Below are 20,120 nucleotides of genomic sequence, written 5' to 3' on the forward strand. Positions count from 1 at the left end.
CCGACACGGCTCAGGGACGGGCTGCCTTCAACGAAGGCTGGATCGTCATGCGATAGGCGATGAATGCGGTGCCGTCGAAGGTCTCGACGACCTCGTCGCAAGCCGGACAGCGATACTCGCCCGAGTTGGCGGGCGGCGTGGCAAGCTCGAGCCGCCGAAAGCCGGCTCCGCACGCTGAACAGGTGACATCGTTCTTTTTCATGCAAAGTACCCGTAGAAATACTGGTGCGGGTCTTAGCATGGCTTTGGGCAAAACTGGGGTCGCTTGTGACAGATCCATAAGAGTTGATCGTGCTGTCCGCACGCAGGCGCGTTCTCAGGGCTGAAACGGCGCAAACGGGCCTGAATAGATCTTCGCGCGCGGCGCGGCGTAGGGGCCGAGCCGGGATGTCGAGAGCCCAAGCCGGATCAGTCCCTCGGCCAGCGTCACCGCGGCAGCAACGCCATCTACCACGGGCAGGCCATGAATACGCGCGAGTTCTGCCGCAAGATCGGCCATGCCGGCGCAGCCCAGCACGACGGCCTCGGCGCGGTCGTCGCGGATCGCAGCCTTGATTTCCGCGGAGATCTTGTCGAGCGCCTCGGTGTTGCGTTCCTCGAGCGCGAGCACGGGGACTTCGGCGGCACGCACGCGGGCGCAACGCTCGGCAAGGCCGTATTTCCGCAAATTATGTTCGATCGGCACGATGGAGACGCCAAGCGTCGTCACCACGGCAAAGCGCGCCGCCACCAGACTGGCGATGTGAAAACCGGCTTCGCCGATGCCGATAACAGGCGCTTTCGCCACGGCACGCGCGGCGTCGAGGCCGGTGTCGTCGAAGCAGGCGATGATGTGCGCATCCGCGCCGTCGCGGTCGGCCTCGCGGATGCAGCCGAGCATGCCAGGAACGGCGAAAGCCTCGTCGTAGAAGCCCTCGATCGAAACCGGCCCCATCGCGGGCTGCCGCGCGTCGATCACGGTCTCGCCTCGCGCAATCGCGCGCGCCGCCGCGGCGATCTTCGCCGTCATCGTGGCCGTGGTGTTGGGATTGACGACGTGCAGTCGCATCGCGATCAGACGAGCCCCTTGCCGGCGTCCGAGCCCTTGGCCGCCTGGCGCTTGTTGAGCATGTGGATGGTCCCCAGTGCAAGCGTGATCACCGCGAAGGACACCGCGGAGATGATGGTGCCGAGCGCATAGATATCCGGGTTCGTCACCGTCGTGGTGAGGCCCTGGAGGTCGAGCGGCAATGTATTGACGGCCCCGATCGCCTGGCTGGAGCGCGCGAGCTCGTCCCAGGACAGTGTGAAGCCGAACAGGCCGATGCCGATCACGGACGGCAGGATGATCGGCAGCACGACGTGGCGGAAGGTTTGCCACGGCGTCGCGCCGAGATCGCGCGCGGCTTCCTCGAGCCTGGGATCGAAGCGGTTGAAGATCGCAAACATGATCAGCAGGCCGAACGGCAGCGTCCAGGTCAGGTGCGCGCCGAGGCCCGAGGTGAGCAGGCCCATCGAGGTCTCGAAATTCTCGTTCCAATGAGCCTTGATCAAATCGTCGATGATGCGGAATTCCAGCGAGATCCCGAGCGAGGTGATGATCGACGGCACGATCAGGCTCGCGATCGCCGAGTAGAACAGAATGCTCTGCGCCTTGAATTTCCTGCGGAAGGCCATGCCGGCGGCGACCGACAGCACGACCGTCACGGCCATCACGATGACGCCGAGCAGCAGCGAGCGGCGGAAGGACGCGCCGAGATCGACGATGCCGGTGCCCTGAAACAGCTTCGTCAGCCAGTAGGTCGACACGCCATTCATCGGGAAGGTGAGGCCGCCCTGCGGCCCCTGGAAAGACAGCATGTAGATCGCAATCATCGGGCCGTAGAGAAACAGCACATAGGCCGCGAAGAAGAGCGCGAGAACGTAGAAGCTGCGCGGGCGTCCTTCCCTCATCGCCTACAGCTCCTTCTTGATGTCGACGATGCGCGACATCATGGTGATGATCAGGAACGTGATGACGAGCAGGATCACGGCATTGGCAGCCGCAGCCGGGAACTGCAGTGCGTTGACCCGGGTTTCGATGATCTTGCCCGCAGCGGCGATCTGCTGGCCGCCCATCACGCCGATGGTGATGAAGTCGCCCATAACGATGGTGATGACGAAGATCGAGCCGATCACGATGCCGGGCTTGGCCAGCGGAATAATGACATTGACCAGCGTCTGCAGGCCGGAGGCGCCGGCGTCATAGGCCGCCTCGATCAGCGATTTGTCGATGCGGATCATCGAATTGAAGATCGGCACCACCATGAAGAAGGTGAAGAGGTGCACCAGCGCCAGCACCACGGAAAATTCGGAGAAGAGCAGCCATTCCACCGGTTGATTGATCAGGCCTGTCTTCATCAGGCCGGAGTTCACCAGGCCATTGCGCCCGAGTAGCGGGATCCAGGCGATCATGCGAATGACGTTGGAGGTCCAGAACGGGATCGTGCAGAGCAGCGAAAGTCCCATCTGCCAGGTCTTCGACTTGACGTGGAAGGCGAGGAAATAGGCGACCCAGAAGCCGATGAAGAGCGTGATGGCCCAGACCAGGAAGCAGAGCTTCAGCGTCTTCAGATAGGTCTTGCCGATCGTGCAGAGATCGGGGAGCTGCGCGAGGCAGCCTTCGAACGTGTCGGTGTAGCCGCGGCCGGAGAAGGCGGGCAGCAGCTGATATTCGTTGTAGTCCCAGAACGAGACGATGACGACGAAGACCAACGGGATGAGGAAGAAGGCGAGAAACACCAGCATCATCGGCCCGGCCTGGAGCCAGGAGATGAAAGACGGCGACAGGCGCGCGGATTTCGCCGCGCGCCTCGTCTCGGATCCCCGGACCAGGTCCGGGGATGCCTGTTGCAGGATGTCTTCCGACGTATCCATCACGCGGCGATGAACTCGTTCCACTTGCGAACCATGTAGTCGTTCTCGTCCATCACTGCGTTCCAGCACGCGACGGCGCCCATGCGGTCCTCGTAAGAGCCGCCGTCACGCACGGCACCGGCCTTCTCCAGCAGCGAGCCGTCGGGCGCCTTGATGTCCTTCTCGGCCGGCTTGCCCTCCATCCAGTAGGCCCACTCGTAGGGCTCCATGTTCGCTTTCGCGGTGGAGAGCACGGCCGAGTAGTAGCCCTGGCGGTTGAGATAAGCGCCGGCATAGCCGGACAGGAACCAGTTGACGAACTCATAGGCCCAGTCGAGCTTGGGTCCCGACACGCCTTTGGAGACGCAGAAGCCGGACGCCCAGGAGCGGTAGCCTTCCTTGAGCGGCTGGAAGGTGCAGGCGATGCCCATCGAGCGCACCTTCGTCACCGCCGGCGACCACATCGACTGAATGACGGTCTCGCCCGAGGCCATCAGGTTGACGCTCTCGTTGAAGTCCTTCCAGAACGCACGGAACTGGCCGGCCTTCTTCGCCTCGGTCATCACCTTCATGGTGAGATCGATCTCTTCCTTGGTCATGTTGCCCTTGTCGGCATATTTATGTTTGCCGGTGGCTTCCACGACCATTGCGGCATCCATGATGCCGATCGAGGGGATGTTGAGGATCGAGGCTTTGCCCTTGAATTCGGGATTGAGCAGCTCGGCCCACGAGCTGATCGGACGCTTGATCAGGTCGGGACGGATGCCGAGCGTATCGGCATTGTAGACCGTCGGGATCAGAGTAACGAACTCGGTCGGTGTCTTGGAGAAGGTCTTGGAGTCCTTGCCTTCGAGATAGAGCACCTTCCAGGGCGCGGTGCCCTGGCCGCCGATCTTCTTGCCGCCGGGCGTCTCGCCCTTGGTGAAGACGGGGGTGATGTTGTCGAATTCCTTGATCTTCTTGGCGTCGAGGGCAAGGATGTTGCCCGACGGCACCAGCTTCTTCAGCGAGAAATATTCGGTGTCCAGCACGTCGAAGGAGTTCGGCTGGGTCATCACGCGCTTGGTGACGTCGTCGGTGGTCGCGGTGATGTATTCGATCTTGATGCCGGTGTCCTTCAGGCACTGCTTGGAGATGTCGTCGCCCTCGTTCACGGCGGTGCCGAGATAGCGCAGCACCTTCGGTTCGGCCGACATCACGTAGGGGAAGCCGGTGATGGCGCCGGAGCCGGCGGCGAGGCCCGCAAGGCCCGCGGTGCCCTTGAGTAGCGTGCGTCGGCTGACACCGGTCTTTTTGGTCGTCTCGGTCATTCCAGTCACTCCTCTGTGTTGCGCATTTTCTAAAATGACGGCGCTATTGCAGACGTTGCGCCTTGGCGGGATCCCAGGTGGCCAGCACGCGATCGCCCGTCCGGAACGGATGGACGTCGAAGGTGGACTCGGGAAGATGGGAGAACAGGGCGGTGCCGTCGTCGAGCGTGAGCGAGACGGCAACATAAGAGCCCTGGTATTCGGTCTGGGTCAGCAGCGCCGGCGCGCCGAATGCGCCGTCAACGAACGGCACGATGCCGAGCTGATCGGCGCGCACGGCGATGAGGCTGCCGGCGTCGCTGATGACGTTGTGGCCCCCGATGAAGCGCGCCACGAATTCGGTGCGGGGGTGGTGGAAGATGTCGCGGGCCGTGCCCTGCTGCTCGATCTTGCCCTGGTTCATCACCACGATGTGGTCGGCGAGCGCCATCGCCTCTTCCTGGCCATGGGTGACCTGAATGAAGCTGATGCCGAGCTCGCGCTGCAGCCGTTTGAGCTCGCCGCGCATCTTGACCCGCAGGAACGGGTCGAGCGCGGACAGCGGCTCGTCGAGCAGCAGGATCTGCGGCTCGGTGATCAGCGCGCGGGCGAGCGCCACGCGCTGCTGCTGGCCGCCGGAGAGCTGGGCCGGCAGGCGGCTGGCATAGGGGCTCATCGCCACCAGCTCCAGGAGCTCGCCGGCGCGCTTGTGCCTGGTGGCGCGGTCGATGCCGCGCATTTTCAGGGCAAACGCAACATTGTCGAGCACGGTGAGGTGCGGAAACAGCGCGTAGGACTGGAACATCATGGCAGTGCCGCGCTTGGCAGGCTCGAGGTGCGTGACGTTCTGCGGGCCGAGGATGATGTCGCCCTCGCTGACCGCCTCGTGACCGGCGATCATGCGCAGGGTCGAGGTTTTACCGCAGCCGGACGGACCGAGCAGGCAGCAATAGGTGCCGGCCGGGATCTTCAGATTGACATTGTCGACCGCCAGCGTCGCGTCATAGCGCTTGGTGACGGCAACCAGTTCGAGAGCGGCAGGAGTGGCCATGGCATGTCCGAGAGGAGGGCGGTGCTCCGCCTCTCTCCGCAAGGTCCGTGCCAACAGCGCCAATATTCCCGAATTCGAAAACTGTGCAGTGGAGTCAGATCGTTAGATCGAATCCAGGGTGTTTGTGCAGCGCACCGGGCTATCAAGGGTATGCACACAAAATGGGCGAAGATTGTATAAAGTTTCGCCTGTGATTGGATACAGCTCGTCGATTACCATTCGAAGCGAACGCCGATCGCGCCCTCAAACCCAACATTTCGAACTGATGGCCGCCAAACCCCGCCCGAAATCCGATGCGCCCGACGTGAGCGATCGCGTTATCAGGATCAGGGAAGGCGTGACCGCGGCGATCCTCGAGCATCGCCTGTTGCCGGGCACCAAGCTCGGCGAGGATGAAATCGGCGAGATCTATGGCGCGAGCCGCACGCTGGTCCGCACCGCGCTGCAACAGCTCGCGCATGAGGGCATTGTCAATATCGAGAAGAACCGTGGCGCTTTCGTTGCGCGCCCGACGCCCGCGGACGCCCGCGAAGTGTTCGAGGCGCGCCGCCTGATCGAGCCCACCATCGTCGATCACGCCGTGGACGCCGTTTCGCCCGCATGGATCGAGCGCCTTCAGCAGCACCTCACTGAGGAGCGCGAAGCCGAGCTGCGCGGTGACGCGCGCGCCTTGGTCCGGCTCTCCGGCGACTTTCATCGGCTCATCGCCGAGATGAGCGGCCACAGCATCTATCTCGGCTTCCTCAAGGAGCTGATCGCACGTTCTTCGCTGATCATCCTGCTCTATCGCCGGCACGACACGCCCGCCTGCGGCACCGACCATCATGCCGAGATCGTCACCGCGATCCGCAAGCGCGACAAGCAGGCTGCGCGCACGCAGATGCTGTCGCACCTGAACGAGATCGAGGCCGAGCTGTTCCTCAAGGATCCCGCCGCGGACGAGTTGCGGCTTGCCGACGTGCTCGGCGCGTGAGCGAGCCGCATCGCTCAGACTATGCAACGAGAATCCTTCGTTGCGCCTGACGATCTTCCGCACCGGGAGACCAGCGCCAACGGCCTTGCAATCTTGCGTTGATCGGGTCGACCGCAATGCCCGACTTTTGATGAGAGTTCGATGCAAGCAAGGCAGCCTCGCTTACTCATGTGCCGAAATCTCCCGATATGAATTTTACGAGACGCATCTCCGCCGGACTCGTATGGCTGTAATACAAAATCGCCCTATAGTTGCAAATTGACTCTGCCTGGCGGCAGGCGTCAACTCTGGTTCGCACAACGAGATCTCGGGCTGCTTCGGCAATTGCAAATCCGCTTTGCGGAGTTGGGGCGGGAGATTGAACATGTCGGGATTGTGGAGGCGGGGCGGCCTCACGGCACTGCTGGCAGCGATTCTCTTTGGCGCATCGCCTGCGCCGGCTCAGCAGGACAACGCCGTCCTGTTCCGTAACGTCAAGATCTTCGACGGCAGGAACGCCACGCTTTCGGCGCCCTCCAATGTCCTCGTCAGGGACGGCAAGATCGCGGAGATCTCGACCGAGGAAATCGCGGCCACTGGCCAGGTCATCGACGGCGGCGGCCGGGTGCTGATGCCGGGACTGATCGATGCGCATTGGCACGCGATGCTGGTGCGCCCGACGCCGATGGCGGCGGTTGCTGGCGATATCGGCTACAACAATCTGCTCGCTGCCAGCGAGGCGACAGCAACGCTGATGCGCGGCTTCACCACGATACGCGACATGGGCGGACCGACCTTCGGCCTCAAGCAGGCCATCGACGAGGATCTCGTCGCGGGGCCGCGCATCTACCCGTCCGGCGCCATCATCACCATCACCGGCGGCCACGGTGACTTCCGCCAGCTCTCCGACCTGCCGCGAACCATCGGCGGAATGCTCAGCCGCATGGAGCGGATCGGCGGCAGCATGGTTGCCGACAGTCCCGACGAAGTGCGCGTACGCGCGCGCGAGCAGCTGATGCAGGGCGCCTCCCAGGTCAAGCTTACTGCGGGCGGTGGCGTTGCCTCGCCGTTCAGCCCACTCGACGTCTCGACCTTCACCGAGCCCGAACTGCGTGCCGCCGTCGAGGCCGCGGAGAATTGGGGCACCTATGTTGCCACGCACGCCTATACGCCGGTTGCGATCCAACGCTCGATTGCAGCCGGCGTGAAATGCATCGAACACGGCCATCTCATGGACGAAGCGAGCGCGAAGCTGATGGCTGAGAAGGGAATCTGGCTCAGCACCCAGCCGTTCCTGGACATGTCCATGGGGGCGGGGCTCGGGCCGGCGGAGCAGGACAAGCTGCGGCAGGTGGTCGCCGGCACCGACCGCGTCTACGCGCTGGCGAAAAAGTACCACCTCAAGACCGCGTTCGGGACCGATGTCCTGTTCTCGCAGGCGCTGGCCGAGAAGCAGGGCTCGATGCTGGCGGCCCTGACACGCTGGTACACGCCGGCCGAAGCGCTGGCCATGGCGACGTCGACCAATGCCGAGCTCCTGAGCCTGTCGGGCCTGCGCAATCCCTATCCCGGCAAGCTCGGCGTGGTCGAGGAGGGCGCGCTCGCCGACCTTCTCTTGGTCGACGGCAATCCGCTCGACAACATCACCCTTGTCGCCGACCCCGCCAAGAACTTCGTGGTGATCATGAAGAACGGCAGGATCTACAAGAATATCCTGGCACGCTGAGCAATCGCGCCTTGTGCGTGGGGGAGCCGTGATTCCGAGAGGCGCGTGCGCCTCCCGGCCGGAACTGCGTCAGCGCCAGCGGGCTGTCACGGTCTTTGTCGCAGCCGCAGGCCTTGCCTTCGGCACGACGGCGACCTCGCCACCGCGGCCGAACACCAGGATCTCGGTGACGTCGCGATCGATCTTGATCACATAGTTGTAGCCGTCGAGCAGCCGCGCCACGACCTGCGACAGCGTGCCGGAATAGCTGCCGCTGACCTCGGCGTTCAGCAGTACCGCCGAGCGATATTTGACGGCAAACAACGCGTCGAGCCGCCCCAGCACGTCGGCAAGGCGCTCGCCGCTCGCGCGCAATTGCAGTGTGCGCAGATCGCCCCCGACGCGGATGTCGGCTTTCGCCGGCATGGTCAGGCCAGCGGCGAGGGCGATTGCGACCGCCAGAGCCGCTTGGCGGTCGCGTCGTGTGGAAGGACGATCAGCCACGGTCAGTGATGGTCGTCGCCATGACCGTGATCGTCGTCATCATCTTGTTCCCTGAGCTTGATGTAGATCCGGGAGCGATGGCAGATTTCCGGCTCGACATCGCCATTGGAGTAGGTGTGCGTTTCGACGGCCGTCGTCACATGCGCGGCCGTCAGCGTCTTGCCGTCTGCCGAGATCATGCCCGTCGTCGGCGGAATCGCATCGACGGTCGAGGTCTGGCCCGTGCGCGGCCCGGTCAGGTGTGTCTCGGTGTAGCTTCCCGGCACCATGGTGCTGGTCCAGGTCCCGTCCGCATTGACGGTGTAAGTGAAGGAGAAGCTGAAGTCGGCGGAGCCGGCGGCGGGCGGGAAGTGCGGGAAACCGCCTGGGCCTGGCGTGGGCCGAATGGTGATGCCGACGACTGTCCCCTTCACGGTGCCGGTGCCGTCACCATTGAACTTGCGGATGCCTTCCACCGCGAAAGAGTTTGCAAAGGCCTGCGTCGAGGAGCCCGGTACAGCATCGTTCGGACGCAGATTGGGCTGGAAGCCGGCGTTGGGCAGCGCGACGCCGGGCGTCGGGTTCGTAAGCCCGGGTCCGCTGAGATCGCCGACATGGCCGGGAGCGACCAGGCATTCGGCGGATCCCGTGAAGCCGTAGGATCCCTTGAGCTGTGGACCGTCGAAATCGGCTGCCGCTGGGCCGGCGCCGGCGAGCAAACCAAGAACAATAAGGCTGCTGGCTGAGCCGAAGCGCGAATTGAACGTCATGAATTCCTCCTCGATTGAATTTTTCTAAGTACTCAAAGGGAAAACGCCCGATGAAATCTGCAATCACGGCGTCCGGCGGACGCAGTGCCTCTGGCGGTCGTGCTTCGATGTTGCAGCGCGTCCAGATCTGGTCGCGCTGCCGCGCATCGAGAGTCGGGACAGTGCGGCGGCGGCCGTCACGGGAGCGCAAAAAAAACGTGAAACCTGGCCGGATGGTGTGACTTATCCCACTTGCTCTCGCCTGTGGCGCCCGTAGGATCGCCTGAAAAGAGCGGATCAACCGTCGCTGAGGGGGAGGAGCCGGTGTGGGTCTGCAACTGACATCGCGCAGCACAATGCGATTGCGGCTGCTTGGCCGCCTGGTCGTGAGCTCGCTTGACGACCCGTTCATTTCGATTTCGCTGCCAACGCGCAAGTCCGGCGTGCTGCTTGCCTATCTCGCCATGAGCCGCGACTACGCGGCGCGGCGCGAAGAGCTCGCGACGCTGTTGTGGGGGGACTGTTCGGACCAGCAGGCGCGGCAAAGCCTGCGGCAGGCGCTTGCGCTGTTGCGCAAGCATCTTGGCCCGTCGCTCGTGGTCGCCGACGCGGGGTGGTGCGGCTCGACGGCGAACTGTGGTCGATCGACGCACGCGAGTTCGAGCAGCTGTCGCGATCGACCACGGCCGTGGAGCTTGCACTTGCCGCACGCCTGTTCACCGGCGACTTCCTTGCCGGTCATCACATTGATGAGGAAGGGATCGAGGAGTGGGTGGCCGGTCAGCGAACGCGGCTCCAGCTTGCAGCGGCCCATCTTTGCGCGACATTCGTCGACCGACCTGATCTCGTCGAAGATCCCAACGATGCGATCGCGGCCGTCGAACAGCTCGTCGCGCTCGATCCGCTGCGCGAAGACTTCCAACGGCTCGCGATCGCGCTTTATGCGCGCCATCACGGCCGGCACGAGGCGCTGACCCGCGCTGCCGGATTCGCCGATATGCTGCAGCGCGAGCTCGGCGTCGGCCCCGAGAAGGCGACGCGCACGATGCTCGACGGCTTGCGCGCGAGCGCTGCCGAAGCCGGTCGCGTGGTCGCCGCAGCAGCGCCAGTTCCTCCCGTCCCGGATGCGCCGCCCTTGCCGACGGCGGTGGTTGCGCCGAGACGCAAAGAGAGCGCGTGGCGCCAAATGGTGGGGAGGGTGGCGGCAGGATCGGGGCTGGTGCTGCTGCTCACTCTGGGCGCGCTGTTCGAGCTGCGCGCGCGGCAGCATGCCGACGTCGCCGAACTTGCCGTCGGCGCGTCCCCGGAGGCCGCCGATTCCTGGCGTTCGCCGTCCTCAAGCGGCGATGCGACGCTTCCGAACGGTCTCGTGCCGATCGTGGTGCTGCCCTTCACGACGCTGGGCGCCGCGGACGACCATCTCCAGCTCACCGCCGACATGCTGACCGACGATCTCACCAACACACTGTCCCGCCTGCCGTCGTTCCGCGTGATCTCGGAGCAAACAGCACGCAGCTTTGCTGGTCGGCCGATCGATGTGGGCCGGCTCGGCAGCGAATTGAAGGTGCGCTACGTGCTTGAAGGCAGCGTCCGGCGGCGGGAAGAGGGGCTGCGCGTCAATGTCGAGCTGGTCGATCCGGCGAGCCGGCTGTCGATCTGGAGCAGCCGGATCGAACGTGACGGCGCCGACCGCCAGGGCTTGCGCGACGAGATCGTCGCGCGGCTGGCCCGCGAGCTCCAATTTGAGATGCTGCCGATCGAGAGCTCGCGTCTGTCGCAGAGCTCGGATGCGGCCGCGCTCGCCTATCGCGGCTGGGCCGCGCTGTCGGAAGTGCGTCTTGAAGGCTATCAACAGGCGCTGGCGCTGTTTCAGGGCGCGCTGGAGAAGGAGCCGCAGAATCTGCGCGCGCTCACGGGCATCGGCGCCTATCACGCCCGGATGGGCGCGCAGGTGCTGGATACCGAACCGATGGCGCATCGCAAGGCGGCGATCGAGATCCTGCGCCAGGTGCTGCAACGCGATCCGGACTCGAGCAACGCGCATTTCTACCTCGCGCTCGCGCTCAACAGCTTGCCGACCCTGCCGGAGGCGATGGAGCATCTCGAGCGCGCGATCAGGATCGACCCCAGCGATGCCAGCGCGCATGCGCAGATCGGCAACGGGCTGATCCGTACGGGCCGCCCCGCCGAAGGGCTTGCGCATGTGCGTTACGCGATCCGGCTTAGCCCGCGCGATCCGATCATGCCGATCTGGCTGGAGTTTGCCGGCAATGGCGAGCTTGAACTGAAGAGATATCCCGAGGCCATCGCGCTGTTCAAACGTTCGGTCGCGCTCAACCCGCGCTATCCGCGAGGCTGGGCCGGACTGACCGCGGCCTATGCGCTGGAAGGGGACGTGGAGGAGGCTCACCGGATGGCGGAGCGGCTCAGGATGTTCGCGCCGACGCTGGACAACAATGGCCTCGCCACGCAATTCGGCCGCCATCCCGGTTCGGCCTTGCGCGCGGGCCTGCAACTCGCTCTCGCCGCTCCGGCAGATCGCTAGAGCTTGCAACAACAAGCCTCAAAAAAGTTGCGGCCAGGCTTTGGGGGAAGCCTGGCCGCGCGCGAACCGGTCTGGGACGGGGAGGGGTGGGGATGTGACCGGGTCGCGTAACTCGTTTGTTGTCTCTGCTGGTCGAACTACTGATCTTTTGCGCTGGCGGTCGAGACCGCCGGCTTGGTATCGCCGAGCGAGACCCAGACGTTGGGATCGCTCTGCGACTGGCGCTTGACGAAGCGGTAGCCGGTCTCCGTCCAGGCAACGACGCTCTCGTTCTGATTGTCGAGAACGAACTCGCCCTTGTCGGTTTTCACCGTCAGCACCGCGTGTCCTTCGCCCTTCTTGTCGCGCACGACCGTGATGAGCAGCGCCTCGCGCGGCCAACCGGCATCCATCAGCATCTTGCGCTTCAACAGCACGTAGTCTTCACAGTCGCCGTAGCCGTCCGTCGGCAACGACCATTTCTCGACGACGCCCCAGTGCTCCTGGTCGGTCAAAGGCTTGATCGTCTCGTTGACCCAGCGATTGACCTTGGTCAGGTCGCGCCACGCGGCCTGCGACATCACGATGTCGCGCGGCTGCGTCGGTCCGCCCTGACACTGAGCGGCGTTCTCTGCACAAAACTCGACCCAGCCGATCGGCGCGCGCGTGGTGTCGCCGAGGCTTGCGTAGAGCAGACGGCCCTCGCCGGCCTGCACTGACGCGCTCATTCCGAACAGCATGGCGGCGAGCGCCAGTGCTTTCCCTTGTCCCCTGAAATCCAACATTGCGGCCCCCGTTTCTTGTTGGGACCACATTTCGCACGGAGCTTTTGAGTTGCCGCTAAGTCGGCCAAGTCAAGTCGAGACGAATGCAAGTAAAACTGGAGACAAATTCGATCTATACTTGAATAGATATCGAATAAAATTTGAGAATACTGCAATTGATTCAAATTGTAGCGATTAACGCGGAAACGCTGGCGGAACCGTTGGTTGGGTGGGTGAACAGGCCACGCGTTAACCCGCCCGCAGCCGCGGCGAGATGCGAAAAAGGCGGCGTCTGCATCGCAGAGGCCGCCTCCAGGGCTGGAAAAACAGTGGTTTTGGCGCCGTCGCGCTTTACCGCGCGGTAACGCTCTCTTCGAGAGTCTCGATCGGCTGCGCGTGCACGAACTCGAGCGCGAAGCCGTCTTCGAGGTTTCGGACCACCCGGCCCTGGACGCGGCCGAGCAGAACGGTCGATTTCAGCGGCGGGCGGTTCTCGGCGGCAATGGCCGCGCCCGACAGCGACAGGTCGATGATCCGGCAGGTCATCTTGGTGCCGTCCTCGAGCGTCAGCACCGCGATCGGGTTGCGCGGCACGATACGGTCGTGGCGGCGGTCTTCCGGCAGGTTGAGGATGTCGCGGTTGGCGAGCCAGGTCAGCTGGGCTGCCAGCTTGTCGCGCTTGCGCGGGGTGGCGCCCACCGTCATGGCGAAGCCGTTGTCGATGATCCTCGTGATCTTGCCCTCGACCCGGCCGATATGGTCGAGATAGGCGACCACGCGGTCGCCGACATTGCCGATGCCGGGGGCGAGCAGCGCGAGGCCCCCCGGCGACATGTTGATCACCTGGCAGGGGAATTCACGGCGATCCGGCAGCATGTAACGGCCGAGCAGGTGTACCTTCACCCGCTGGAAACGCCGACGCTCCTCGGCGGCCGGAAGAAATTTTTTGTTCGCCAACGCCATCTTCACTACCCGACCCCCCGCCCGGGCGGAGTCCGACACGACCCTAAGGCGCACAGGGTTAATGCCGCGTTATGATTTGGCGCGGTGGTGACGGACGGGCACGATGCGTTCAAAAAGCCACATCGGCGGCGGGCAATATCCCGGTCTTCCCCAATCGGGGGACCGCAGCCGTCCCGGCTTGCGACCGGGGCGCCGCTAGGCTTTCCTGGTCGCGCGCCCGTAAAGCAGGCACAGCAGTGCCAGCAGCACGGCGGCCGAGAGCCCCAGCGACCAGTGAATCCCGATCACGGCACCAAAGACGCCGACGGTGATGCCGCTGAATGCCCTCATGCCAAGTCCCGCCATATTATAGAGACCGACGACGCGGCCGCGGATGTCGGCCGGCGCATTCAGCTGCACCAGCGCCTGGGCCATGGTGTTGAACGACAGCTCGAAGAAGCCCGCGCAGAACAGCAGCACGATCGCGACGGGGTAGATCCGCACCGATGCAAAGCCGAGCAGCGCGACACTCCAGAGCATCGCGAGCGTGATCGCCGTGCGCGCCGTGCCCTTCAACCGCCCCCAGGATTCCAGCGCGATGCCGGCCAGCAGTGCGCCGGCGGCATCTGCGGCGAGCAGCACGCTGTAGGACACGCCGGGATCGCCATGGCCGAGATCGCCGGCAAAGCCCGGCATCTGCGCGTGATAGGCGTTGCCGATCATGAAGGAGGTGAGGCCGGCAAGCCATGTCATCGCCGTCAGCACCGGCTGGGTGCCGATGGCGCGCATCGTCAGCAGGATGTCGGCAAAGCCGCGCACGGCGTAGCGCCGCACGGCAACGCTCTTGTCGCGCAGCGGGGCCCGGAACAGCCACAGCAGCATCGGCAGATAGAACAGCGTGTTGAAGATGATGCCGCGCGATGGGCCGAGCGTCAGCATGGTCACGCCGCCCACCGCAGGCCCCACCAGGATGCCGAGATAGCGCGCCATTGCATTCAGCCGCACCGCGCTCGGAAGATCCGCAGGACCGACGAGATCGTAGAGCAGCAGCTGGTTCGGCGTCTGCCACAGCACGCCGGCACAGCCATGAATCACCAGCAGCAGCATCGCGTGCCACATCTGGATCGTGTCGGTGATGAAGAAGAACCCCCATCCCGTCGAGGCGACGATGAATAGCAGCATGCCGCACTGGATGATGCGGCGCGGATCGAGCCGGTCGGCGAGCCCGCCGACCACGACCGAGAACAGCAGGAACGGCAGCCAGTGCGACAGCACGGCAAAGCCGCCCAGCGTCGGCGAGTGGAATTTCTGGAACACCACCCAATAGCTGATCACGTGCTCGATATTGTCAGCCATCATCGCCAGCACATAGGCGATGAACTGCAGCCGGTACGGCACGGACTTCATCGCCGCGAACGAGCCGGACGCGGCCACGGGATTTTGCGGAATTTGGTTCAAACGATCACCTTGGCAGGACTGCGCCCGAGGCACCTATGATCGTTGCCGCGGTTGGCATCTCGCCGAACCTCACATACGCTCTGCCGGAGCCCGCGCCATCATTCAACACAAGACGGGCCACGAGGAAACAGCCATGGATTCAATCCGCGTATGCACCCATGCCGGACCGGGCAGCGAACCCGTGATCAAGACCGTGCCGTGGCCGAAGGTCGGCCGCAAGGGTGCGCTGATCAAGATCGGTGCGTGCGGCGTCTGCGGCACCGATCTGCACATCTTGAAAGGACATTGGCCGAAGCCGCTGCCCTGGCCGTTCACGCTCGGCCACGAGCTCGGCGGCGTCATCGTCGAATGCGGCGATGAATTCACGGAAGATTTCATGAGCAAGCCGCTCGAGGTCGGATCGAAAGTCATGATCCCGCCGCTGATGCCTTGCGGTCGCTGCTACTACTGCATTCACTATCCGCAGACCGCCAACAAATGCCTGACGCCGGTGTATTACGGTCGCTATCTCGGCTTCGACAAGGCGCCGCACATGTGGGGCGGCTGGGCCGAATATGTCTATGTCGATCTCGACATGCTGCCGGGCACCAAGATCTACAAGCTGCCCGACGACATGTCGCTGCGCCTTGGCGCTCTGTCGGAGCCGCTGACGTCGTGCATCCGCGCCTTCAAGCGCGCAAGCCGCGCCGGCGGCTTTACCTGGGGCGATACGGTGGTGATCCAGGGTTCGGGCCCAATCGGCATTTTGGCGGTCGCGGCGGCAAAAGAGATGGGAGCAGGGCGCGTCATCTGCGTCGGCGCGCCCGAGGAGCCGCGCTTAAAACTCGCGCGCGAGTTCGGCGCGGAAGCCACTGTGGACATCGAGGAGATCACATCGCCGCAACAGCGTATCGCGCGTGTCCGCGAGATCGTCGGCGGCTTTGGCGCTGATCTCGTGATGGATTGCTCGGGCCACCCCTCCGCGGGCCCCGAGGGCATCGAGATGCTGCGCGACGGCGGCACCTATGTCGAGATGGGCCAGTTCACCGATGCCGGCTCGATCGAGACCTCCTGGCACCGCATCTGCACCAAGGACCTCAACGTGCTCGGCTCCTGGGGTTTTACCGGCAACGATCTCCCGCTGGGCGTCGACATGCTCTACCGCACGGCCGGAAAATATCCCTGGCTGAAGATGCAGACGATCTACCCGTTCACGGAGGAGGGCGTCTCGCGGGCCGTGAAGGATGCGATGGCGATGAAGACGGTGAAATCGACCATCGTGCCGTGGCCGGATCTGGTGGAGTGAGAGCCTTATAAGAGCCTGAGGCCGAGCGGCGCCCCAAAAGTTCCGTCTGAAATCCCCGAGTTATTCACTCCGGGGTGAAACTTAGGCCCCAGTTCCGGCTTTCAGTTCACGGGAGAGGTACCGTGAAGCGAATCCTGAAACCCGTCACCTACGTCCTGGCGGCCGTCTACTTCCTGGTGGATGCGGTGTTCATGGCCGTGGCGCGGCCGATCTCGGCCTGGCTTGCCCGGTACTTCGAGTTCAAGCGGCTGCGCGCCTGGATCAGATCGCTGCCCCCTTATCCCTCGCTGGCGCTGTTCTCCGTGCCCGTGCTCGTTCTGGAGCCGATCAAGCCGGTGGCGGCGTACCTCGTTGCAACCGGTCAGTTTCTCAGCGGTATGGCGGCGTTCGTCGGCTGCGAGCTGCTCAAGCTCGTGCTGGTCGAGCGCCTGTTTCACCTGACGCGCGACAAGCTGATGCGGATCCCGGCCTTCGCGTGGGCCTACGGGAAATTCACCGAGATGAGGGCATGGCTGGAGGCCACCGAAGCCTGGCGCGCCATCCGCGCCTTAAGTCGCACAGCGAAGGACTTTGTCGCGCGCACGAGGGCAAGGCTCGCCGGCAGCTTCGACAGGCCGGTGACATCAAGGGATTAGAGCCGGGTTTGCTATGCGAACTTGCGTGGTGCGGCCGTGGCCTTGTCGCCTGAGTTCGGCGTGCCGGTCGGCTCGATCAGCAGCAGATGAACCTCCTCACGGGCCACCGGACGGTGCTCGACGCCTTTGGGCACGACGTAGAGCTGGCCCGGCCCGAGCGTCACGGTGCGGTCCCGCAACTCGATGTCGAGCGTGCCCTTGAGGACGAGAAAGAAATCGTCGGTGTCGTCGTGCTTGTGCCAGGTGAATTCGCCCTTCACCTTCACCACCATCACGTCGCAATCGTTGAAGGTCGTGACTGTGCGCGGCGACCAGTAATCATTGAAGGTCGCGAGCTTGTCGGCAAGCGCTATGCTGTCGGCCATGATTCACCTGTGTTTTGCTCTCTCGTGAGGCAGGATTTGGGGTGAAATGTCCGGCGCGGCAAGGCGTCCATTCGTCATTGTCCGACGGGACTTGAGGCGGTATTGAGTTCATCCACCTTGGTCGAGCCCACCATCTTTGACCGCAAAAGTCCGCCATTCCGGCCTAAAATCTCGCTCAGGGCAGGACCGAGCCTCCCAAACCCGTTCACCCTGTCGCCAATGCCATGCATCAAAGCCATGGTGATTTGGCGGCTTCTGGCGTAAAGAGCGTCCAAATCAAAATCATCATGGGTGTGAGCGTGCCTTCTGCAGCGATTGCAGCGTCAAGGCCCCTCGGCTCTTTCCGTTCCGCGCCCCCGGACCAACCAAGGTTTTCCATTCCGTGTCCTTTCCGGCCCTGACCCCGCCGCTCGCCCGTGCCCTGGCTGAGCGCAATTACGATTCTCCGACACCGGTTCAGCTCGCCGTGCTCGGCGAGGAGGCTGTCGATCGCGACCTCCTGGTGTCGGCTCAGACCGGCTCGGGCAAGACCGTTGCGTACGGGCTGGCCATGGCCAGGGACCTTCTGGGTGATACCGAGCGGTTCGCGCGTGCCGCAGCACCTCTGGCGCTGATCGTCGCGCCGACCCGCGAGCTCGCCTTGCAGGTCCAGCGCGAGCTCACCTGGCTGTATGAGCACGCCGGGGCGCGCGTCGTCTCCTGCGTCGGTGGCATGGACCCGCGCCGCGAGCAGCGCGAGCTCACCGCGGGGGCCCATATCGTCGTCGGCACGCCCGGCCGCCTGTGCGATCATCTCAGGCGCAATCGCCTCGACACCTCGGAACTGAAGGTCGTCGTGCTCGACGAGGCCGACGAGATGCTCAATCTCGGCTTTCGCGAGGACATGGAATTCATCCTCGAGACTACGCCGGAGACGCGCCGCACCCTGCTGTTCTCGGCGACCTTTCCGCGCGGCATCGTGGCACTGGCAAAACAGTACCAGCAGGATGCGTTTCGCATCGAGGTGGCAGGCGACGAGGGCGGTCACGCCGACATCGAGTATCGCGCCATCCGGGTTGCTCCCGGCGATGTCGAGCATGCGGCCGTCAATATCCTGAGATTCTACGAGGCGCCGAGCGCGCTGGTGTTCTGCAACACGCGCGACGCCGTCCGGCATTTGCAGGCGGCGCTGCTGGAGCGCGGCTTCTCCGTGGTCGCTCTGTCAGGCGAGTTGACGCAGAACGAGCGCACGATGGCTCTTCAGTCGCTCCGGGACGGGCGCGCCCGCATTTGCGTGGCGACCGACGTCGCTGCTCGCGGCATTGATCTGCCGAGCCTCGATCTCGTCATTCACGCCGATCTGCCGAACGATCCTGAAGTGATGCAGCATCGCTCGGGCCGCACCGGCCGCGCCGGCCGCAAGGGCGTCAGCGTCCTGCTGGTGCCGCCGATGCGACGGCGGCGTGCCGAGGTATTGTTGAATTTGTCCGGCATCGAGGCGAACTGGGGCACAGCGCCGCAGGCGGATGAGATTCGCAAGCTCGATCACGAACGCATGAAGGACGTGTTGTTCACCGAGGACACGTCCGCGGACGATCTCGAGCTCGCGAAGGCCTTGCTGGCCGAGCGGTCGGCGGAGGACATCGCGGCGGCACTGGCCCGGCTCTATCGCGCGCGGCTGCCGTCGCCTGAAGACATCATCGATCCCGGTGAGCGAAGCAGCCGGCCGCGCGACGATCGTCATCGCGATGATCGGGCGCCGCGTGGTGACGATCGTTCCGAGCGGCCTCGTGCCAAATCGGGGAAGGGGTCATCGAAGCACGTGATGGCGGAGCCGACGGTCTGGTTCCGGGCCGCCATCGGACGCCGCAAGAATGCCGAAGCGCGCTGGCTGCTGCCGATGATCTGCCGCCGCGGCGGCATCGACAAGCGCGACATCGGCGCGATCAAGATCAGCGACACCACCACCGAGTTCGAGATCTCCACACGCGTCGCGGAATCCTTTGCCGCCAAGGTCAAGCGTCCGGACAAGGAAGACAGCATCCGCATCGAGCTGTTGACGGGTGAGCCGCAAGCGCAGGCGCCGGCGGAGAAGCGCATCCGCGCCCCCCAGCGCGACGACGGCGACGACAGTCATGTCGTCCGCCGCAGCGACGATCCCTGGAACGAGAACGCGCCGAAGCGGCACGACCGGCCGCGGGGCAAGCCTGACGCGAAGCACCCGGGCAAGCCGCACGCCAAGAGCGACTTCAAGCCTCATGACAAGCCTTACGCCAAGCCTCATGCCAAGTCTCACGACGGCGACAAATTCGCCAAGCCGGCCTTTGGGAAGAAGAACAAGAAATTCGGAAACAAATCCGGTGACGCCAAACATGCGCCATCGGTCACCGAATGGCCGGGCGCGTCGGGCAAGAAGAACAAGAAGAAGCGCCGCGGCTGAGCGGCCGCGGCCTCATTCGGCAAGCTCGCGCAGCATGTAGGTCGCACTCGCGCCATAGGACGACAGCCTGTCGCGCAACGCCGCATCCGGCGCGACGGGGTGGAAGCCGAGACGTTCCCACAGCGCGCGCGTGCCGTAGACCGAGACCAGCGCGAGCGTCGCAATGCCTGATGTGAGCGCGAGCTGTTCGATCTCCGCAACATATGCGCGCGCGACGCCGCCGCGCGCGTCGGGCAGCACGGCGACGTCGTGTATGTAGAGGCAGTCGGCCGCGTCGGGCAATCGTTCGAGAAAGTCGTCGAGCGGCGGGACGCGGTGCTGCATCCAGGGATGCGCGAGCCCGTAGCCTGCGATCTCATGGCCTGCGACGAGCACGCGACAGCCCTCCGGAAACAGCCGCATTTTCTCCACCAGCACTTCGGGGCGCTCGGGCAGGTCTGGATGAATCCGCGCCGCGACCGCGCCGATCGCTGCGAGGTCGGCGGCGTGCGCTCGGCGCCATCGTGGCTTGCTCATCATCGCTGTTCCGTATCGTCAACCGCAATTTATTCCACGGCGGCACTGCGCGCAGCCAAAAATATCTTGGCCCGCTTGCGAGGAATAGTGCGCGGGCCGCGGCGTCCTA

The 20,120-nt window shown here is 64.3% G+C and carries 19 protein-coding genes; 6 read left to right on the plus strand and 13 right to left on the minus strand.

What is annotated here, in order from left to right:
* Window positions 1-10: 10 nt before the first annotated feature.
* The 6 genes from XH91_RS13545 to XH91_RS13570 all read right to left on the minus strand — a co-directional run bounded on the left by XH91_RS13545 (window position 11) and on the right by XH91_RS13570 (window position 5,214).
* Window positions 11-202 carry a hypothetical protein gene (locus XH91_RS13545; RefSeq protein ID WP_128951058.1) on the minus strand — a complete coding sequence of 64 codons (192 nt, stop codon included), beginning with the start codon at window positions 200-202 and terminating at the stop codon, window positions 11-13.
* Between the two features lie 114 nt (window positions 203-316).
* The gene (locus tag XH91_RS13550; protein WP_128951059.1) at window positions 317-1,048 is read right to left on the minus strand and encodes an aspartate/glutamate racemase family protein; all 732 of its coding nucleotides are present in this window, start codon (window positions 1,046-1,048) and stop codon (window positions 317-319) included.
* Window positions 1,049-1,053: 5 nt separating this feature from the next.
* Window positions 1,054-1,932: an ABC transporter permease gene (locus XH91_RS13555; protein ID WP_128951060.1), complete on the minus strand. Its 879-nt coding sequence runs from the start codon at window positions 1,930-1,932 to the stop codon at window positions 1,054-1,056.
* Window positions 1,933-1,935: 3 nt separating this feature from the next.
* Window positions 1,936-2,895: an ABC transporter permease gene (locus XH91_RS13560; RefSeq protein WP_128954837.1), complete on the minus strand. Its 960-nt coding sequence runs from the start codon at window positions 2,893-2,895 to the stop codon at window positions 1,936-1,938.
* Entirely contained in the window at window positions 2,895-4,184 is a 1,290-nt protein-coding gene (locus XH91_RS13565; RefSeq protein WP_128951061.1) for an ABC transporter substrate-binding protein, read from the minus strand. Before XH91_RS13565 ends, XH91_RS13560 begins: the two co-directional genes overlap by 1 nt.
* 43 nt (window positions 4,185-4,227) lie before the next feature.
* Entirely contained in the window at window positions 4,228-5,214 is a 987-nt protein-coding gene (locus XH91_RS13570) for an ABC transporter ATP-binding protein (RefSeq protein WP_128951062.1), read from the minus strand.
* A 265-nt stretch (window positions 5,215-5,479) separates the two neighbouring features.
* Between XH91_RS13570 and XH91_RS13575 the strand changes: the two genes are divergently transcribed.
* Both XH91_RS13575 and XH91_RS13580 read left to right on the plus strand, forming a co-directional pair.
* Window positions 5,480-6,187, plus strand: a complete 708-nt coding sequence (locus tag XH91_RS13575; RefSeq protein WP_128951063.1) for a GntR family transcriptional regulator — start codon at window positions 5,480-5,482, stop codon at window positions 6,185-6,187.
* A 364-nt stretch (window positions 6,188-6,551) separates the two neighbouring features.
* Window positions 6,552-7,892, plus strand: coding sequence for a metal-dependent hydrolase family protein (locus XH91_RS13580; protein WP_128951064.1), 1,341 nt, complete (start codon window positions 6,552-6,554; stop codon window positions 7,890-7,892).
* Window positions 7,893-7,961: 69 nt separating this feature from the next.
* Here the strand turns inward: XH91_RS13580 and XH91_RS13585 are convergent, their stop codons facing one another.
* A complete protein-coding gene (locus XH91_RS13585; RefSeq protein ID WP_128951065.1) occupies window positions 7,962-8,375 on the minus strand; it encodes a hypothetical protein in 414 nt (137 codons plus the stop codon).
* Window positions 8,376-8,377: 2 nt separating this feature from the next.
* Window positions 8,378-9,124 (minus strand): hypothetical protein, encoded by a 747-nt coding sequence (locus XH91_RS13590; protein ID WP_128951066.1) that lies wholly within the window; start codon window positions 9,122-9,124, stop codon window positions 8,378-8,380.
* A 592-nt stretch (window positions 9,125-9,716) separates the two neighbouring features.
* Here XH91_RS13590 and XH91_RS13595 point away from each other — a divergent pair.
* A complete protein-coding gene (locus tag XH91_RS13595; protein WP_164938287.1) occupies window positions 9,717-11,648 on the plus strand; it encodes a tetratricopeptide repeat protein in 1,932 nt (643 codons plus the stop codon).
* Between the two features lie 137 nt (window positions 11,649-11,785).
* Here the strand turns inward: XH91_RS13595 and XH91_RS13600 are convergent, their stop codons facing one another.
* The 3 genes from XH91_RS13600 to XH91_RS13610 all read right to left on the minus strand — a co-directional run bounded on the left by XH91_RS13600 (window position 11,786) and on the right by XH91_RS13610 (window position 14,740).
* On the minus strand, window positions 11,786-12,412 hold the full coding sequence (locus XH91_RS13600; protein ID WP_164934200.1) for a transglutaminase-like cysteine peptidase: 627 nt from the start codon (window positions 12,410-12,412) through the stop codon (window positions 11,786-11,788).
* 330 nt (window positions 12,413-12,742) lie between these two features.
* Window positions 12,743-13,354: a PilZ domain-containing protein gene (locus XH91_RS13605; RefSeq protein WP_094895511.1), complete on the minus strand. Its 612-nt coding sequence runs from the start codon at window positions 13,352-13,354 to the stop codon at window positions 12,743-12,745.
* Window positions 13,355-13,549: 195 nt separating this feature from the next.
* Window positions 13,550-14,740, minus strand: coding sequence for an MFS transporter (locus XH91_RS13610; protein ID WP_164938330.1), 1,191 nt, complete (start codon window positions 14,738-14,740; stop codon window positions 13,550-13,552).
* Window positions 14,741-14,924: 184 nt separating this feature from the next.
* On the opposite strand from XH91_RS13610, the gene XH91_RS13615 reads away from it, so the two are divergent.
* The gene (locus tag XH91_RS13615; protein WP_128951069.1) at window positions 14,925-16,076 is read left to right on the plus strand and encodes a zinc-binding dehydrogenase; all 1,152 of its coding nucleotides are present in this window, start codon (window positions 14,925-14,927) and stop codon (window positions 16,074-16,076) included.
* Between the two features lie 122 nt (window positions 16,077-16,198).
* Complete coding sequence (locus XH91_RS13620) at window positions 16,199-16,711, plus strand: hypothetical protein (RefSeq protein ID WP_128951070.1); 513 nt, start codon at window positions 16,199-16,201, stop codon at window positions 16,709-16,711.
* A gap of 11 nt (window positions 16,712-16,722) precedes the next feature.
* On the opposite strand, the gene XH91_RS13625 is transcribed toward XH91_RS13620, so the two are convergent.
* Window positions 16,723-17,076 carry a cupin domain-containing protein gene (locus XH91_RS13625; RefSeq protein WP_128951071.1) on the minus strand — a complete coding sequence of 118 codons (354 nt, stop codon included), beginning with the start codon at window positions 17,074-17,076 and terminating at the stop codon, window positions 16,723-16,725.
* Window positions 17,077-17,458: 382 nt separating this feature from the next.
* Between XH91_RS13625 and XH91_RS13630 the strand changes: the two genes are divergently transcribed.
* Window positions 17,459-19,495, plus strand: coding sequence for a DEAD/DEAH box helicase (locus XH91_RS13630; protein ID WP_128951072.1), 2,037 nt, complete (start codon window positions 17,459-17,461; stop codon window positions 19,493-19,495).
* 12 nt (window positions 19,496-19,507) lie between these two features.
* On the opposite strand, the gene XH91_RS13635 is transcribed toward XH91_RS13630, so the two are convergent.
* On the minus strand, window positions 19,508-20,011 hold the full coding sequence (locus XH91_RS13635; RefSeq protein ID WP_128951073.1) for a GNAT family N-acetyltransferase: 504 nt from the start codon (window positions 20,009-20,011) through the stop codon (window positions 19,508-19,510).
* Between the last annotated feature and the right edge of the window lie 109 nt (window positions 20,012-20,120).

Origin of the sequence: Bradyrhizobium guangzhouense (genome assembly GCF_004114955.1) — a bacterium.
In the GTDB taxonomy this organism is placed as follows: domain Bacteria; phylum Pseudomonadota; class Alphaproteobacteria; order Rhizobiales; family Xanthobacteraceae; genus Bradyrhizobium; species Bradyrhizobium guangzhouense.